Here is an 18,680-nt window from a genome sequence, read left to right on the forward strand (position 1 = left end):
GTTTTTGATGAATAAGCATGTCAGCAGTCTTTTCCATCCATAAGAAATTTTAAACTATTCCGCTTTAGATGCTTTTTCATATAACGCCAAAATAAAAAGCTAACCTAGCATAAACTAAATTAGCTTGTTAAATACTCTATTTTCATTTTAATATTTCACTTCAAACTTGGTAAGCCCAGCATCTTCTTCCAACTCCGTCAGTTCCATATCTTGAACTCTGGCAAACTTAGTCGGACCTTGTTCTACTTCTTTTAAGAAAGCATCCATGTTTTGCTCTTCACCCTGCGCTTCGATAAGAACACTTCCATCATCTTCATTTCTAACCCATCCAGCGATAGCATTGTCTGACGCTGCATGTTGTGTAAAATAACGAAATCCAACGCCTTGTACTTGCCCTTTTACCTTTACTTTTACGTGTCTCATCTTATCACCTCTAGTATGTAACATACCCCAAAATATATAGAGCCACACTATAAAAAGTATGACTCTACTATTTTTATTTGTTCCAATCGCGAAGAGGTTTATATCCAGAATGGTGAAGAAAATCATGAACCGTTTCATCACTTAAACTATTTATATTAATATTCTTTTCCAAAGCAGTAATATGCATACGAGCTGTATACTCTAACGTTTGTAAAGCTGTACGAGCTTCTTTTAAATTGACATCACAGACAATGATTCCATGATTCTCTAATAAAAAGACATTTGCATCTTTCGCTCTTTCTTTTACAGCTTGTGCCAATTCCTTACTTCCCGGATGATAAAAAGGAACTCGCGATATTCGCTCCAAATAATACATTGATTCTACAAAATAATTTGACGGAAGTTCAATATCGGAATTAGCTATTAAAGTACTGTAGAAAGGAGATGCATGTAACACAGCATTAATTTCTGGCCTTTCTTCATAAATCCATTCATGCATTAAAAATTCTTTCGATGGTTTTTTACCTAATACATGCTCCCCTTCTTTACAGAAAGAGAAGTCTTCCACCTCTAGTTCTCCTAAATAAGTACCTGTAGCAGAAATGATATATCCGTCGCCAGACCTTACACTTATATTGCCAGCAGTGCCCCAGGCAAGGTCTTTATCCATCATAAATTTCCCAGTTAAACTCAATTGATTTAATAGTTGATTATCCATTTATTCACTTCCTTTTCTATTTATTTCATCCATTCCACTAAGCTCATTGTTATGGAAGGGACATATGTTATGACGATTAAACTAATAAGAATAGCAATATAGAAAGGGATTAACCCTTTTGTTAAATGATCAATACGTACTTTTCCTATTTTGGATACAACAAATAGATTCAACCCTAATGGTGGAGTCACCATACCAATTGCTAATGTAACGATCATAACAATACCAAAATGAACTGGGTCTAGTCCGAGTTCTACAGCAACCGGTACAAGGATTGGAGCCAAAATGATAATAGAAGCATTTGTCTCCATAAACATACCTACAAGTAAAAGTAGCAGAACAACTATAGTTAAGAACACCATCTGACTATCTGAAATAGAAGTTATTAGACTAGCAACTTGTTGCGGTATATTTTCAATAGTTAGTATCCAGCTAAATAATCCAGCCGTAGCAAGAATAAACATAATTGTAGATGTCGTTACAGATGCTTGAGTTAATATTTCTTTTATATTTTCTTTATTGATTGCTTTGTAGACTAAGACACTAACAATAAATGCATAAGCAACCGCTACACCAGCAGCTTCGGTAGCAGTAAATATTCCACTATAAATTCCACCTAGTATGATAATTGGCATAATTAATGCTGGTATTGCTTCTAAAAATGCCTTCCAAATATCTTTGCCGGATTTCTTGGGTTCTTTTAAATAGTTTCGCTTTTTGGCCAAGATATACACAGTTATAACTAGCCCAATACCAATGATGATTCCTGGTACCATTCCAGCGATAAATAAGTCTCCAATAGAAGCCCCAACAGCTGTACCATACAATATTAATGGTATACTCGGTGGTATTATAATTCCTAACGTTCCAGAAACAGCTTGTACTCCCACTGCGAATTCTTTATCATAGCCGCGATTAATCATAGCTGGAATCAAAATTGCACCAAGTGCTGCAGTTGCCGCTACACTTGATCCTGATATAGCTGCAAAAAACATAGTGGTAACTACAGTTACAATCGCTAATCCTCCTGGCACATGACCAGTAATTGCATTAGCCAAATTTATTAATCGTTGCGATATTCCACCGTATTCCATTAAAGCCCCCGCAAGTATAAATAACGGAATAGCTAGTAGAGGAAAAGAATCTAGTGAAACAAAAGCACGTTGTGCCAATGTTAACAACGGTATGTCTCCTGCAACTAAAATAGCTAAACTAGAAGATAGCCCTAATGAAATTGCCACAGGTACACCAATTATAAATAGCACAATTAACGATAGAACTAATACAAGAATCATAGAATGTCACCTACCGTTTCCTTCGCATCATCATCTTCAAGTGGACTCATTAATAATGCAATAACATTACACAACATAAGAAGCGAACCAAGTGGTATTGCCGCATATGCCCATGCCATAGAATACTGTAGTGTTGGCGTCGATTGACCAATTACAATATAGGTTAACTGTGTTCCATAAACAACTAACACTAGACTAAAAATTCCACAAATACATAATACAATTTTTTGTAAGCGGGCTTTGTTCTCAGCTTTTACAATTTCTAATAGAAAGTCAATTGCTATATGTTGATTATGTCTCATTGCTAAACCTGAACCTAAAAACACAATATAAATCATCAGGTATTTTGCTAACTCTTCTGTCCAACTTAATGGTACGTTAATGACAAAACGTGTTGTTACTTGCAGAACAACTAAAACAGCAAGTGCAACTAGGAAGAAAGATACCAAATACTTCACCCAATTATTAATGCTATCCATTATATTAATATACGTTTTCATTGGCTCTACTCCCTCATTTCCTGTATCGTATCGTATAGTTCTCTACCATATTTATCAGCTAATTCTTCATTAACTTCTTGGATAGCTTCTCTAAACGGTTCTTGATCTACTTCTATTACTTCCACACCTTGGTCAAGCATGTCTTGAAGTGCTTCTTCCTCTTCTTGGAAAACGATTTCATTTTGGTAATTACGAGCTTCTTCAGCAGCCTCTAAAACAGCTTCTTTTTCTTTTTCCGTTAGCTCTTCAAAAGCTTTTTCGCTCATTAATAATTGCACGTACCCAAAGACGTGGTCAGTTTTCACAAGATAATCTTGCACTTCATGTATACGTGCGCTTGTTGTAAAAGCAATTGGGTTTTCTTGTGCATCTATAACACCTGTTTGTAATGAGGAATATACTTCTCCAAAGTTCATTGGAGTTGGACTAGCTCCCATCGCCGTCCACCCTTCTACAGAGGCTTCAATGTTTGGTACTCTAATTTTTACACCTCTTAAATCAGAAGGCGATTCAACTAATTTATTTGTTGTTAATTCCCGCGGACCTCTAAGCCAGAACTCTAATCCTCGCACACCTGTTTCTTCCAACATTTCTTCCTGCAATCGCTTACCATTTTCACCGTAAACAAACGCCTCCAAGTGTTCCAAATCTTCAAATAAATAAGGTAGTTCTAAGATGGAGTAAGGCTCATAAAAGTTAGACATCACACCGGCAACTAACGCAAAATCTACTGACCCTATTTGCATGCCCTCTACTAAATCACGGTCCGATCCCAAAGTAGAGCTTGGATAAACCTCTACTTTGACGGCACCATTTGTTTTTTCAGACACTAGTTCTGCGAATCTGACAGACCCCTTATGCCAGGCATTGGACTCACTTTGAATATGCCCTAACCTCAACACCTTTGGTTCCTCAGCACTCGATGTTCCTTGACTACACGCAGCTAATATTAAAGCCACAGCCGATAAAAGTAATACGATTATTTTTGTTTTCATTTTTATCCCCCTATTCAAATGAAACAAGTACTTTGACGGATTTATCCTTCTTTTTATCTACAATTGTAAAACCTCTTGCCGCTTCTTCATAATGCAATTTATGGGAAATAACCTTCTCTACAGCAAGATTTCCACTTGCAATTATTTCTACGGCTTCTTCCGTATCTGGACGATTATATGTCATACACCCAATAATTTCTTTCTCATTTTGCTGTAATTGTTCGATATCGATAGATTGTTGTCCATGGAACATAGCTACTGTTACTACTCGTCCACCTTTTCTTAGTAGATTAAGAGAATCATTTACAATACCTGGAACACCCGCAGTAATAAATACTTTGTCAAAAGATCCCTTATCTAAGCTCTGCTTCGCATCGTGAATCCAATTTGAATTATCCTTAATGTTAATTACTTCTGAAGCGCCCATTTCTTTTGCCACTTGTAAAGAGTAGTCGAGTACATCCGTAACAACAATATCTTTTACCCCTTTAGCTTTTACAGCGATAAGTGTAAGAAGGCCAATTGGTCCAGCTCCCAAAATTGCTACCCGATCGGTTGGTTGAACATCTCCTTTAAATGCTGCATGTACACCTACAGCAAGAGGTTCTACTAATACGCCTTGATCATAACTAACGGAATCTGGTAACTTAATTACTTGTTCTTCAGGCGATGCGAAATATTCAGCCATCGTTCCTAACCAGTCGCCCATTCCTGGAGCTAGTCTTGTATCAGAGTAATTTACATTTCCCGTAATTACTCCTTCGCTCTCTCCTGTACCAATTTGCGGCTCCACCGTAACTCGATCACCGACCTTGAACTTTGTAACGGATGATCCAACTTCTACTACTTCTCCGGCTACTTCATGTCCGATAACCACCGGTGGTTTACGAAATGGATGTAAGCCTTTGTACGTATGAATATCGGAGCCGCAAATCCCGGCGACCTTCACTTTAATTTGCACCTCATTAGGTTTTAATTCTGGGACCTCTATATCTTTCACACTAATTTTCTCAGCGTCTTCTACAAATACCGCTTTCATAAACTATCTCTCCCTTATATCAGCAGGAGTTATTGAAAGTACATCATCTTGGAGTCCAATAGATGCTTTTTCATTAACTCTACGCACTTTATATCTCCTCTTTTTAAAGCATCTAAAACTTCTTCATGCTCGGAGTAAAATTTCTCTACTCTACCAGGATCTTTCTTTAGATGACGAAGTGTAATTCTTCGTAAGTGATCTTGGTAGTTTAATAAAACTCTAGTAATCTCCTTATTTCCTACAAACTCACTTATGGCTAAGTGAAACTCGTGATCTAATGTAGCAAATAATGTAACATCTTTATTTTTAGCAGCTTCTTTTGTAGCCTGTACGTTATCTTCAAGTTCTTTTAATTGCTCCTGTGTAATACGGTGATACAGTTCTTGGCAATTAAATGTTTCTAATGCTATCCGTAAATTATAAATATCGTTAATTCGTTCAATAGAGATGTCATTGACAATGATTCCTTGCTTTGAAGAAACTGTAACAAATCCTTCAGACTCTAATCTTACGAGCGCATTTTTTATTGGTGTTTTACTCATGCCTAACTCATCTATTAATGTACGCTCCGATAAAAATTGTCCCGCTTCATAATGCTCTTCTAAAATTTTGGCTTTAATTTCCTGATAGGCAACTTCTTTTAATAACATATTCAAATACATCCTTTAACAAATTATTTAGAGCCTGACTGATAGACTTTCTCAAAAAACGCTGGTCCTCCAAGTTGACCGCTCTTTAATGCGATTTCTAGTCCATCATATTTTGCTCTCTCTGAATATGCTATACATAAAGGTGCCCCTGGCGCAATAGAATCGAGCACTTCTAATCCATAAATATCAAGATTCGAAGTAACAAAGCCAGAAGTATCACCACCAGATATGATTACTCTTCGCAAAGATGCTTGATCAATAACTGACTTTGTCCACTCGCCTAATTTCTCGCCAATGTAAATGCCTATATCTTGTTTCTTTACACCGTTATTTAATAGATGCTCTTTTGTACGAGCAATAATTGGATCCTCGGTACCTTTTGCCGTATACATAATTACTTTTTTCTTTTCTTCTATTTGCTGAATTATGTTATCTAAGAAAACTTCAACGATAGAAGAATCGGTATACATTTCAAACGGTATTTGAACTAATTCAAATCCAGCTTTTTCTGCATTCTCTAACTGTTGCTTCGTTACATCAGAGACACTTCCAGAAACAACGAATAGTTGATTTACATTGCTTGGACTGATGGTTTTATTTTCTTTAACTATTACGCCTTCCCGTTCTATTGCATCACCAATTGCATATTCTACACCGGATGATCCAACTATAAACTGAGGCTTTTCGCTTCGCTTCTCCCACAAAACTTCTGAAACTTTATTCATGTGAGAAGCATTCAATGCATCATACAATATAATATCAGCATCTATATTTTCTTGATCTATCAGTTGTTGAGCAGTCTTAGCTTCTAATTCTAATACATTTACTTTTGCAATTTCTTGTTTTGTCTGCGCTTGCAAATGTTTTGCTAAATCTGCTTCATCCATCGGAGTAACTGGATGTTTGGACATAACTGGATGTATATCCAATCGATATATTTCTTCTTGAAATTTTGCAAAATGTTCACCAAATACTGTATACCTTCCCAAATTCGGGGCTGCTACAAGAAGCGGATAACTTCCTTCATTAAAGTAATTTCTCGCTAAGTCAATAGCAAAACCGATGCTCCCAACCTCTGGAGAAGAGTCAAATGTAGAACAGACCTTATAATGAACAAAGGTTGAATTTAGTTGACGTAAGAATTCATAGACTGGAGACAATTCTTCCTCCATACCTTTGATACCTTTTGCTCGAGCAGTTCCTGCAACGCCTACACAATCTACATGTTGAAAACGATCGATCATTTCCTGGTCAGGAATCTTAAGAAAAAGTATTGTTTTTAAACCATATTGATCGAGCGCTTCCATTGCATCCGTTGATCCAGTGAAATCATCACCATAAAATCCTAATAAAAGCCTTTTCAAAACTATCACCACCAAAATATCTAACTTAGATCTATGTTGTATCTAAAAAAGATATTAGCAGGTAAATTAAAAACTGTCAATAAAGTGAAAATTATTTTTAACATTTTTTCAGCAAACTAAAAACCTTGTCATAAAAGCACTCAACGAGTTAAATAAATTTTTTACGAATAAATTAAAAATCATCAATATCTTACTAGCTTCCGTTTAATCAAGATATTATAATGAATCTCTTCTAACTGTAATGATCATTAAAAAATATAAGTAATCTTCACAAAAAAACAAGGAACCATTCTTCTTAAATAGGTTCCTTTTTTTTGCATGTTATATTCACTTTCATTTCGTTAACTCATCCATGACCCAATTTGCTTTAGCGCCACTTTCACCAGTGCTAGGGCTTTGTTTAGTTTCTGTGGTTAAATCTTTCATGATCGTTTCAATCAACGGTTGATGGACATGCTTCGGACGCTCAAATGACCATTCTTCTTGCCCATCAGCAGTTGTCAAAACGACTGGATCATCCCCATAGGTGGAAAACGTAATCTTCCCCTCGCTCCCGACAATTTCGTTTTTATCTACATTCTCAAAAGCAGTAAAACACCAATTTCCTATACCATGTACCCCAGACTCAAATCGATAGGTGCCTGTTACAATATCTTCTGCTTCGTAATATCCCGCTTGATTGGACTTTATTCCATGCACTTCTTCGATAGGCCCAAGTAAGAAATCAAGAATATCTAATGTATGACTGGCAAGGTCAAAAAACAGGCCGCCCCCCGATATTTCTGGTTGTAACCGCCATGGAAGTGAAGGTTGCTCTTTTATATCATCAGCGATCTTTTGATATTGCGTGGTAGACACAAAACGTACGTCACCGATGGCTCGTACGTCCAATAGTTCCTTTACCTTTTTAAATCTAGGTTGTGCTCTTCGATAATAGGCAACATACAATGGAACGTCTGCATCTTTACACGCTTGAATCATCTCCTGGCATTCTGCCTCGTTCAATGCCATTGGTTTTTCGACATATACCGGCTTTCCTGCTTGAGCCACCTTCAATGTATACTCTTTGTGAGAACCTGGTGGAGTTGCGATATATACCGCATCCACTTCTGAATCGTTGATTAAAGCATCCGCATCATCATACCATTTTGGCACACCATGACGTTCTGCATAGTCTTTTGCTAATTCACCGGTTCTTCGCATGACTGCCACTAGTTGGGAATTGCTCACTTTTTGAAAAGCAGGTCCACTTTTTACTTCTGTTACATCCCCACAACCAATAATCCCCCAACGTACCTTTTTATATTTCATTGGATTTCTCCCTTCACATTTAAACAAATTTTCAATTTATTGATTGTAGTGTACCACTAATTCTTTATTTTCGATATGGCATTTCATTACCTTCCTGAGTAACTAGGAATAATTTCCTGAAATACTGATTTTTCTATTCTCATTTGTTTAATCTTATTCTTAAAGGGAATGGAAAATTAACACTTCTCACATTTAAAGGAGGAACCAATATGAGTAATCAAGAGCAAAACAAAAAGAACCAACAACTAGATAAATTCCGAGTTAATGATAAAGGAAAAGCACTAACAACAAATCAAGGATTAAAAATGAATGAAGATGAATTTTCACTAAAAGCAGGTGATCGTGGTCCGTCATTATTAGAAGACTTTCATTTGCGAGAGAAAATCACCCACTTTGACCATGAACGCATTCCGGAACGTGTCGTTCATGCAAGAGGATTTGCTGCCCATGGGGAATTTGAAGCTTATGAATCACTTGCCCCATATACAAAAGCAGATTTCCTTAGTGAAGCTGGCAAGAAGACACCTGTCTTTGTTCGCTTTTCTACTGTAGCAGGTTCTCGTGGATCAGGTGATTTGGCGCGTGATGTCAGAGGATTTGCAACAAAATTTTATACAGATGAAGGAAATTATGACCTAGTTGGAAATAATATTCCAGTCTTCTTTATCCAGGATGGCATTAAATTCCCAGATCTAATTCATGCGGTAAAACCTGAACCACACAATGAAATCCCACAAGCAGCATCTGCACATGATACATTTTGGGACTTTGTTGCCAATAATCAAGAAACCGCACATATGATTATGTGGCATCTATCCGACCGAGCAATTCCACGAAGTTTTCGAATGATGGAAGGCTTTGGAGTGCATACGTTCCGTTTTGTTAATGAAGAAGGACAAGCATTCTTTGTAAAATTCCACTGGAAGCCGGTTTTAGGCGTTCATTCCGTGATCTGGGATGAAGCACAAAAATTAAACGGTAATGATCCTGACTTTCAACGTCGTGACCTTTATGACGCGATCGAAAATGGCCAATATCCAGAGTACGAGCTAGGATTGCAAATCATTAAAGAAGAAGATGAATTTAACTTCGATTTTGATATTCTAGATCCAACCAAGATTTGGCCAGAAGAAGATGTTCCTGTAAAAATTGTTGGTAAAATGACATTGAATCAAAATGTAGATAATTACTTTGCGGAAACCGAGCAAGTTGCATTTCACCCAGGTCATGTCGTACCAGGAATTGATTTTACGAATGATCCGTTGTTACAAGCACGTCTATTTTCTTATACAGATACGCAACTCATTCGTTTAGGTGGACCAAATTTTCATGAACTCCCAATTAATCGACCTGTCTGCCCATTCCATAATAATCAACGTGATGGATACGGCCGACAAACGATTAATTCTGGACAAGTTAGCTACCATAAAAACTCCTTAGCGGATAACACACCAACACCTGTTAGTGAAGAAGAAGGCGGTTATAAACACTACCAAGAGAAGGTGGAAGGCAAGAAAGTGCGGGCTCGAAGTGTTAGTTTTGAAGATCACTTTACACAAGCTGCTTTATTCTGGAACAGTATGAGCGATGTAGAGAAACAACATATCATTGATGCATTTAGCTTTGAACTTGGGAAATGTCAGGAAGTAGCGATTCGTGAACAAGTTCTCGATATGTTCTCAAATGTAAATCACGACTTAGTAACAGGAATTGCAGAAAACCTTGGACTAGCTGTACCGAAGAAAAAAGATATAAACTATACAAAATCTTCCCCTGCTTTAAGTCAAGCCAACACGAAGAAAAAAGCGGATACTCGTAAAGTAGGAATTATTGTCTCTGATGGATTCGATGAAGAATTATTCTCCTATATAAAAGCGCTGAACAAAGCAAACATCAATCCAGAGATCATCAGCGATCATCAAGGATCGATTTCAAGTAAAGGTGGATCCAAAATTCCAGTGCACCACACCTTTATGACGGCAGATTCTGTCCTCTTTGATGCAATTCTAATTGTCAACAAAGAAGGAACAAAACCATTATTTACAAAAGAAGCTCCCAACTTCGTTAAAGAAGCTTATATGCACTATAAACCAATTGGTGCTATTCAAGATGGTGCTTCTGTACTTCATGATTTAGGACTAACAGATGAAAAAGGCGTTGTTACCAATAATGCGAAACAATTTGTAGAAGCCGTTGCCGAAGCGAGATTTTGGAATCGTGACGGGAAATAAGTGAAATATGAGCAGCTATCAACCCATTTGATAGCTGCTTTATTATCCATTACAACAAAAACCCACCATAAATTAATGCACCTGCAATTACAAATGCAGGATGTAATTTTATACGCTCCATAAGAAAATAACTAGCGACTGCTAGAATAGCTGTTTGCCAGAATCCAATACCGATGTATGATTCACTAAAGAAATTCCATGCCATCACACCCAGTAAGATTCCAATCACCGGTCGTATGTACAACGTCATTCTTTTTACTTTTGGAGAATTCTTATACCGATAAAGTATGCCTAATAGCGCAAGGATTAATACTAGCGATGGGGCGACTGTTGCAAATACAGATACCGAAGCACCGATAACACCTGCAACATCATAGCCAATATAACCTGCCATCTTCGTAGCAATTGGTCCAGGTAAAGAATTACCTAGCGCAAGCACTTCACTGAATTCTTGAACAGTCATCCAGCCGAATCGACTTACCACTTCGTTTTCGACTAATGGAATCGAAGCTGGACCTCCTCCATAACCGAGAATTCCTGGTATAAAAAAGGCGATAAATAGTTCCCAATAAACCATTACGAACCACCTTCCCTTGCTGTTCTCTCTTCCTCTTGTTCAGGTATCTTATTCTTTTTTAATAATGCTATGGCTAACAACGTTGCAATAAGAATTCCAGGATGGATGTGTAACATTTCGAGTAGAACAAAAACAATGATTAACATGATACCTGTTTGTAGCCAACCCATTCCGCTTCCGGCTTTTTCAATGAATTGCCAGGTCAATGTCGCTAGCATCACTGCTACAACAGGGATAACTGCAGCCGTCATTCCTTGCACCCAATCATATTCTCTAAAAGATGACAGTGACACCAACAAACCTACCATTAGAAAAATCGTTGGTACAATACCAGCTAGTACTGCATTAAGCATTCCCCAAAATCCTGTAACTTGATAACCGATATAACCCGCAAGCTTGGTCGCGATTGGTCCTGGAAGTGTATTCGCAAGTGCTAATACATCACCAAAATCTTCATCATTCATCCATTTATATTTTTCCACTACTTCTTTATAAATGAGCGGTATGGAACTTGGCCCTCCACCAAATCCCAACATACCTACGCGAAAAAAAGCGATAAAAATATTCCAATGTGTTCTCATATAGCAAATTCCTTTACTAAGCTGTTGTTGTTACTTACCAAGCGGCAACCGTACCATCCGTACGGGATTCCGTTCCGCCAACCAGTACTCCTGTTTCGGGATTTCTCCAAATGATCTGTCCACGCCCAAAACTATTCGGTTCTAATTGAATACGTATGTTATGACCTTTCCTCGCTAAGTCCATTGCGATGTGGTGTGGAAAGGTGTTTTCCACTTCTACTTGTTTGTCTTTCATCCATTGCCATCTTGGTGCATCTAAAGCTGCTTGTGGATTTAACTGAAAATCAATGGTATTCATGATTACTTGTACGTGACCTTGAGGTTGCATAAACCCTCCCATCACACCAAAAGGACCAATTGGCTCGGCATCTTTTGTTAAAAATCCAGGAATAATCGTATGATACGTCCGCTTGTTTCCAGCTAGTGCATTCACATGATTCGGATCCATCGAAAAATTATGCCCGCGATTTTGCAGGGCAATTCCTGTACCAGGAACTACAAGGCCAGAACCAAATCCCATATAATTACTTTGTATAAAAGAAACCATGTTTCCTTCATTGTCTGCCGTTGCTAGATATACAGTACCACTTAGTGCTGGTTCGCCTGCTTCCGGTTGCATCGCTTCATCTTCAATTAACCCTCTTCGATACTCTCCATAAGAGTCACTTAATAAATCTTCTACCGAATGTCTCATATGATTTTCTTCTGTCAAATGTTCTTGCCCATCAGCAAAAGCCAGCTTAATCGCCTCAATCTGTCTATGGTATGTGTCGGTTGCCTCTTTCGTTCCAAATGTAAATCCTTTTAAAATATTCAATGCCTGTAGAGCGATAATCCCTTGCCCATTTGGTGGTATTTCCCAAACATCATAACCACGGTAGTTTACTTTTATTGGGTTCACCCACTCTGCTTGATGGGCTGCCAGGTCCTCTGATGTTAAAAATCCGTCATTCGCTTCCGAGAATGCACTTATTTTCGCTGCTATTTCTCCTCGGTAAAAAGATTCACTGTCAGTATCGGCAATCTCTTGTAATGTTTTGGCATGGTTAGGCGAACTCCAAATCTCTCCTGTTTCTGGAGCACGACCGTTTGGAGCAAATGTTTCAAACCATTCATGGAACATGTCATCGGATAATTCCTTTTTAAAGACGGTATACGCTTTTTTCCAAAACTTACTTAACGTCGGCGACAAAGGATATCCTTCTTGTGCATAGTCAATCGCTGGTTGTAATACTTCTTGTAACGAAAGCTTGCCAAACCTCTTAGATAAAGCTGCCCAAGCGCTCGGTGCTCCAGGTACGGTAACGGGAATCCATCCATATTTAGGAATCTGTTCATTTCCTGTTTCTTTCACCTTATCAATGGAGATCGATTGAGGTGAACGGCCACTTGCATTAAGTCCATGCAGTTTACCTTTTGTCCACACTAACGCAAAAGCATCGCCGCCGATCCCATTCGAAGTCGGTTCAACGACCGTTAAACATGCCGCTGTAGCGATAGCAGCATCTATGGCATTACCACCCTTTTTTAATATCGAAAGTCCTGCTTCTGAGGCGAGTGGTTGAGATGTTGCCACCATTCCATTTTTTGCATAGGTTGCATGCCTCGGATTTGTATAAGGATATGTTTCTGTATGAAAAAAATTCATCAAATCTCCCTTTCTAGTGCGTGTTCAAAAGGAGGATGGAAAGGACCGAGAAGATCGATGCGGCGTAGCTTTAAGTACCGGAACGTATGCAGTTAATACGTGAGGAACTAAAAAAGCAAGCCAACGAGCTTCCACAGGACGTGGTGATTTCTGCGTTGCCCACAGGACGTGGACTATTTTAGCAGAAGGTCCCCCTGTTAAGTGTCATTTTCACCGGACTTTTTGAACAACCTCTTCTATTATTCTTCCACTTTTTTATTCATCTTCATATTACTATAGATTCCATAACCCATCGATATTATGGATAAGACAATTAAACCTGCTGAGATCGGACGAGTGAAAAACATAGACAGGTCAGAACTTACCGACACCGCTTGACGCAAGTTTTCTTCAATCATTGGTCCTAAGATAATCCCTAAAATAAATGGTGCTAATGGAAACTTATTCGCCTTCATCCAAAAACCGATTAGCCCGAAAATTAATAGTACCCACACATCAAAGATTCGATTATTTACAGCAAAACTTCCTAATACACATAATAATAGAACGATAGGAACTAATAAATGATGAGGGATTTGGTTAATCTTCATAAAAACTTTGATACCAAAGCTTTGGATAATCAACATTAAAATGGCTGCGATGAATAATGAAATAAATATTCCATTCACAAGTACAGGCTGGTTTTGCATTAACAATGGTCCTGGTTGAATACCGTGAATTAATAAAGCTCCAAGCATCATTGCCGTAACGGCATCACCTGGGATCCCGAATGAGAGCATCGGTACAAGCGAACCACCTATGGAAGAGTTATTCGCAGATTCCGCAGCAATTAATCCATCCTTACTCCCTTTGCCAAATTCTTGAGGCTTCTTGGAAAACTTTTTCGCAACATCATAGCTTAAGATATTGGCAATACTACCACCGGCTGCTGGTAAGATACCTACTAATGTACCTACTAGGCTCGACCGGATCACATTCACTCCGGATTTCCATAAGTCTCGGATGGTTTTAAGTATAGGATAAGAAACCGAAGCACTGCTATCGAGAGATAATTGGCCTGGTGGTTTACGTATATCATCCATTAATTGAGAAAAAGCAAATATCCCAATTAGAACAGGGAGAAAGTTAAACCCAGCCATCAGTTCAGTGAACCCGAAGGTAAATCGCGACACAGCGGTAAGCGGATCGGATCCTACCATCGAAAACATTAATCCTAAACTACCAGCGATTAAGCCTTTTAACAATGAACCATCACTGAGACTTGCAATGGCACTAATACCGAATAACATGAGAGCAAACATTTCCCATGGCCCAAAGGCTAGTGCCCATTCTGCTAAAATCGGTGCAGTGAAAATTAAAATAATGCCGGATATAATCGTACCAACAAAGGAAGACCACAATCCAATCGCTAACGCCTTACCGGGTTGTCCACTTTTTGCCATGGGATAACCATCAAACGTAGTCGCCATCGCTGAAGGAGTTCCTGGAATCCCTAATAAACAAGCCGTGATTAAGCCTCCTGAACTACCACCAACTTGAACGCCCATCATCAGTGCGATTCCATTGATTGGCTCCATTCCAAAACTAAATGGCAACGTTAAAGCTACTCCCATGGTAATCGTGAAGCCGGGTATACTTCCTATAATGATACCTGCAACTACTCCCGTAAGCAGGATAAGAATGGTTTGTACATTTAAAATCGCTTCAATACTTAATAAAATAGATTCCATTTAGTTAATTCTCCTTTTAAAAGAGTATGCCAGGAGGTAGAAATACGGATAGTACCTGTTGAAATACCACATATAATATGAAAACCAATCCAATCATGAATAAACTAACGAGAATAATTTTATTCTTATTGGGTGCTAAGACGGTATATAAACTAATCAAAAATAAGATTGAAGCAATAAAATATCCAGCGTATGGCAGGATAAACACATATGCTGCGAATAACCCAAACGTGATGATGACTTTTTTATTGCTACGGAAGGCATTACGTATTGATACGTTCTTCGCTTTTGGTTCTTTCGTGAAGCGATATATACTATGCGCAAGCAAACAAACACTTAAAAACACTAATACGGCAATAATAATATTTGGAAAGAAATTGGCTTCTGTTTTTCCGAATCCTTGAATCGGTATTTGAGTTGAACCGATATAAGCTAACCCACTGAACCCTAACAAGAGAATCGCATTTAACAAATCACGTTTTGCACTAGTCAATGCCTATAAACCTCCTACTTATCTAGTAAGCCACTTTTTTCTAGTGATTCTTCCATGTCTTTTTCATTGTTTTGCAGGAAATCAACGTATTCCTCTGTTCCTTTAAAGTTCACATCTGTTCCAATTGCATCTATTCTCTCTTTAAACGAGTCGCTATTAGCCACATTCTCTAATACTTCATTTAGTTTAGAGACAATTTCTTCCGGTGTGTCTTTTGGAACAACAATTCCACGGTTCGCTGCATTGACGACATCAATTCCTTGTTCTTGTAATGTAGGTACATCTGGTAAATCAGGATGTCTCTCTTCTCCTGTATAACCTAATAATTTCATTCGGTCATCTTTCATATAATCCTTACCTGCAGCAATAGACACACTTCCTAATTGTACGTCATTTGCTACAACTGCTTTCATTCTGTTCGCTGTGCCGTCGTAACCTACTATATTAAATTCGATATCTGACGCTGTTTGGATTAAAGCAGGTTCTAACTGGGAGGTAGATCCAATCGATGCTCCATACGTTATTTGTCCAGGATTTTCTTTTGCATCAGCTACCACTTCTTCCATTGAGTCCCACGGATTTGAAGGATTCGTAGCAACGAGTTGATATGTAGAAGTCATTAAAGATACAGGTTCAAAGTCAAAGTAACCAAAGTCTGCTTGTCCGGTTAGCTGGGACATCGCTACGGAATCATGAACAGCAAGTAGTGTATACCCATCGTTATTTGCTTGAAGCGCTTGTTGTGCTCCTACGACTCCACTTCCACCAGCTATATTCTTCACGACAACCGTTGTATTTAATTCCTTTTCCAACTCTTCTGCGACAATTCGATTAATCGCATCAGTATCTCCACCAGCGTCCCAGGGTACAATTAACTGAATATCTTTAGAAGGATAATTCTCCGCCTGTTCCCCGCTGCTCGTACTTGGGGGACTGCATGCTGCTAATAAAAATAGACAAAATAGAACTAAAACACTACATAAACGACGTTTCATGACATTTCCTCCTCTTATTTGTCAGTAATTTCATACTTTTTGTAAATTAGTTAATATAATAATAAACAACTATACGGCTGTCAATATATTTTTTGTACAATTGTAAAGTTTTGATAAAATTTTACTTACTAATTTAATGCATTTAGTAAATTTTACTTACTTTATGTTGTTAGTTATAATATTGATAACATGTTGTTTTTCTTCTTGTCATATTCTGATAAACTAAATTTAGCCTGAAATATAATTATAGGAGCCGAAAACTATGAAACTTGATAACATTGATAAAAAGCTATTAGAAGAACTTTCAGAAGATGGCCGCTTATCGTATGTAGAGCTAGCAGAAAAGGTTGGCTTGTCTCGTGTTGCGGTAAAAGATCGCATTAAAAACTTAAAAGAAAAAGGTGTCATTGAAAAATTTACGGTAGTAATCAACTCAGAGAAATATGGAAAACAAGTGTCCGCATTTTTTGATATAGATGTTGAACCAATGCAATTGCAGGAGGTAGCACAAAATTTAGCCAATCATCCGCAAGTGGCTAGTATCTATCAAATGACGGGACCAAGCACCTTACACACACATGTATTAGTTGAGGATTTTCAGAAATTAGAAGTCTTTATTAATGAAGAATTGTATTCAGTTGAAGGCATTACACGTGTCGAGAGCTCAATAATATTAAAGCGTTTTAAGAGTCGTACTGGGTTTAAGTTGTAAAGGGTTTGAAAATAGGCTGACGGCTAGAATTAAGCTGTTAGAATTGTTTCTTTTTTGATAATGGTACTAGAGGAATTTTAGCAGCTATCGATAGTTAGAAAAACCAAAATTAATGTAAGGATTTTTACCATGACTATATACAAATATGATCGACATATTAACAGGAGAAAAAAGACTGAAATATACACAGGGAATATAAAACATGGTGAAATAACAGGTAAATATAGAAATATATTGAAAATGTTTCAAGATATAATCTTTAAAAATGTCAGTTCAATTACTTATGAATTAACAGATAACAATCATAATCTAGTGGTTGTGAGTGATGAAGTTACTTCTCTTTTTAGCAAAAAGAAAGTAAAGCTACACTACTACGATAGGAGTGAATGGAATACCATCCTAGTAAAGGAAACAAAGTTCATTGATATAGGTGATGTGGTTACTTTTACATATAAAAATGTAGACTATGTAATTAAGAAAAAGCCGTTTAAACCGGCTATACTCTATACCAATAACATCCCGATTGGTGAATGGAAGATTAACGTCAAAAATCGGGAAGTAGTATTTGATTTAAATACTACCTACCTTGAGAAAAAATACCTTTTTTCAGGAATTCTTCACTCTTATTTCTATGATAAAAATTAGATATCTATATAGTAAAAACTTGCCATTGATTGTAATGAAAGACTGCGACACCTGCTCAGAATAACAGAATTTAAAAAAGAGCGAAAACCGAAGAATTATTTGTACACCGAGCACGCCTATATACTATAAACATAAGCGATACACAAAAATTTTCTTAACCATAATTTGAGCTGAACGCTACTTTTTTAGTTAATAGAACGCTTCTCTTAACCATATTTCATGCTGAATTCTACTTTTTTTAGTTAATAGAGTTTGTCTCTTAAGCATATTTCATGCAGAATTCTACTTTTTTAGTTAATAGAGCGCTTCTCTTAACCATATTTCATGCTGAACGCTATTTTTTAGTTAATAGACTAGTTAATACCAAAAATTGTTCTTCATTTCAGGTTAGCTAAAACCGTACCTGCTTAAAAGTGTCCGTCTATAATGAAAATCAAAACAGCAATAGTTTAGAGGGTTTCACAAAAAACAGCTTATTATGAACTTGATTCAATTGAAATAAAAACGAACAATATTCTGGAATAGCACCGAATTATTGTTCGTTATTTTTTTAGATTAAATATTCCTCTTCACTAAAACGGGAGAAAGCCGTCTAAAAACCGCTCGGTAGCTGGCACGAAATAAGAACCGAAGTGATAATCGGGATCAAGTGTAGTGATGATTCATATCCCCTTGGTACTTTATACAACACCCCTTTTCCTCTAATAGGGAGCGAGCCATTACCCACGAAATCCTTATGCACTAATTAAAGTATCACGGGTATTCCAACTAGG

General features: G+C 37.5%; 18 protein-coding genes. 3 read left to right on the plus strand and 15 right to left on the minus strand.

The window, feature by feature from the left end; genetic code table 11:
* Positions 1-147 precede the first annotated feature (147 nt).
* The 9 genes from AQ616_RS01825 to AQ616_RS01865 all read right to left on the minus strand — a co-directional run bounded on the left by AQ616_RS01825 (position 148) and on the right by AQ616_RS01865 (position 8,295).
* Positions 148-423: an acylphosphatase gene (locus AQ616_RS01825; RefSeq protein WP_017798506.1), complete on the minus strand. Its 276-nt coding sequence runs from the start codon at positions 421-423 to the stop codon at positions 148-150.
* Positions 424-496: 73 nt separating this feature from the next.
* A complete protein-coding gene (locus AQ616_RS01830) occupies positions 497-1,141 on the minus strand; it encodes a class II aldolase/adducin family protein (RefSeq protein ID WP_069684882.1) in 645 nt (214 codons plus the stop codon).
* Positions 1,142-1,161: 20 nt separating this feature from the next.
* Positions 1,162-2,436 (minus strand): TRAP transporter large permease, encoded by a 1,275-nt coding sequence (locus AQ616_RS01835; protein WP_069684883.1) that lies wholly within the window; start codon positions 2,434-2,436, stop codon positions 1,162-1,164.
* A complete protein-coding gene (locus tag AQ616_RS01840; RefSeq protein ID WP_069684884.1) occupies positions 2,433-2,936 on the minus strand; it encodes a TRAP transporter small permease in 504 nt (167 codons plus the stop codon). The genes AQ616_RS01835 and AQ616_RS01840 overlap by 4 nt, the downstream gene beginning before the upstream one ends.
* A 5-nt stretch (positions 2,937-2,941) precedes the next feature.
* Positions 2,942-3,931 (minus strand): TRAP transporter substrate-binding protein, encoded by a 990-nt coding sequence (locus AQ616_RS01845; RefSeq protein WP_069684885.1) that lies wholly within the window; start codon positions 3,929-3,931, stop codon positions 2,942-2,944.
* 10 nt (positions 3,932-3,941) lie between these two features.
* Positions 3,942-4,970 (minus strand): zinc-dependent alcohol dehydrogenase, encoded by a 1,029-nt coding sequence (locus tag AQ616_RS01850; RefSeq protein ID WP_069684886.1) that lies wholly within the window; start codon positions 4,968-4,970, stop codon positions 3,942-3,944.
* Positions 4,971-4,999: 29 nt separating this feature from the next.
* Entirely contained in the window at positions 5,000-5,620 is a 621-nt protein-coding gene (locus tag AQ616_RS01855; RefSeq protein WP_069684887.1) for a GntR family transcriptional regulator, read from the minus strand.
* A gap of 23 nt (positions 5,621-5,643) precedes the next feature.
* A complete protein-coding gene (locus AQ616_RS01860; protein WP_069684888.1) occupies positions 5,644-6,984 on the minus strand; it encodes a four-carbon acid sugar kinase family protein in 1,341 nt (446 codons plus the stop codon).
* Between the two features lie 333 nt (positions 6,985-7,317).
* Positions 7,318-8,295: a Gfo/Idh/MocA family protein gene (locus tag AQ616_RS01865; RefSeq protein WP_069684889.1), complete on the minus strand. Its 978-nt coding sequence runs from the start codon at positions 8,293-8,295 to the stop codon at positions 7,318-7,320.
* A 209-nt stretch (positions 8,296-8,504) separates the two neighbouring features.
* On the opposite strand from AQ616_RS01865, the gene AQ616_RS01870 reads away from it, so the two are divergent.
* Complete coding sequence (locus tag AQ616_RS01870; RefSeq protein WP_017798508.1) at positions 8,505-10,526, plus strand: catalase; 2,022 nt, start codon at positions 8,505-8,507, stop codon at positions 10,524-10,526.
* Between the two features lie 49 nt (positions 10,527-10,575).
* Here the strand turns inward: AQ616_RS01870 and AQ616_RS01875 are convergent, their stop codons facing one another.
* The 6 genes from AQ616_RS01875 to AQ616_RS01900 form a co-directional block, all read right to left on the minus strand.
* Complete coding sequence (locus tag AQ616_RS01875) at positions 10,576-11,103, minus strand: chromate transporter (RefSeq protein WP_017798509.1); 528 nt, start codon at positions 11,101-11,103, stop codon at positions 10,576-10,578.
* Positions 11,103-11,684: a chromate transporter gene (locus AQ616_RS01880; protein ID WP_017798510.1), complete on the minus strand. Its 582-nt coding sequence runs from the start codon at positions 11,682-11,684 to the stop codon at positions 11,103-11,105. The genes AQ616_RS01875 and AQ616_RS01880 overlap by 1 nt, the downstream gene beginning before the upstream one ends.
* A gap of 34 nt (positions 11,685-11,718) precedes the next feature.
* Complete coding sequence (locus AQ616_RS01885; protein ID WP_017798511.1) at positions 11,719-13,332, minus strand: gamma-glutamyltransferase family protein; 1,614 nt, start codon at positions 13,330-13,332, stop codon at positions 11,719-11,721.
* A 239-nt stretch (positions 13,333-13,571) separates the two neighbouring features.
* A complete protein-coding gene (locus AQ616_RS01890) occupies positions 13,572-15,062 on the minus strand; it encodes a tripartite tricarboxylate transporter permease (RefSeq protein ID WP_017798512.1) in 1,491 nt (496 codons plus the stop codon).
* A 16-nt stretch (positions 15,063-15,078) separates the two neighbouring features.
* The gene (locus tag AQ616_RS01895) at positions 15,079-15,555 is read right to left on the minus strand and encodes a tripartite tricarboxylate transporter TctB family protein (protein ID WP_017798513.1); all 477 of its coding nucleotides are present in this window, start codon (positions 15,553-15,555) and stop codon (positions 15,079-15,081) included.
* Positions 15,556-15,569: 14 nt separating this feature from the next.
* On the minus strand, positions 15,570-16,550 hold the full coding sequence (locus AQ616_RS01900; protein ID WP_069684890.1) for a tripartite tricarboxylate transporter substrate binding protein: 981 nt from the start codon (positions 16,548-16,550) through the stop codon (positions 15,570-15,572).
* A 262-nt stretch (positions 16,551-16,812) separates the two neighbouring features.
* Here AQ616_RS01900 and AQ616_RS01905 point away from each other — a divergent pair, with 262 nt between their 5' ends.
* Both AQ616_RS01905 and AQ616_RS01910 read left to right on the plus strand, forming a co-directional pair.
* The gene (locus tag AQ616_RS01905; RefSeq protein WP_069684891.1) at positions 16,813-17,262 is read left to right on the plus strand and encodes an Lrp/AsnC family transcriptional regulator; all 450 of its coding nucleotides are present in this window, start codon (positions 16,813-16,815) and stop codon (positions 17,260-17,262) included.
* Between the two features lie 129 nt (positions 17,263-17,391).
* Entirely contained in the window at positions 17,392-17,907 is a 516-nt protein-coding gene (locus AQ616_RS01910; RefSeq protein WP_069684892.1) for a tubby C-terminal domain-like protein, read from the plus strand.
* The last annotated feature ends 773 nt before the right edge of the window (positions 17,908-18,680 follow it).

Source organism: Oceanobacillus sp. E9, from assembly GCF_001741975.1.
Classification (GTDB): Bacteria; Bacillota; Bacilli; order Bacillales; family Amphibacillaceae; genus Oceanobacillus; species Oceanobacillus kimchii.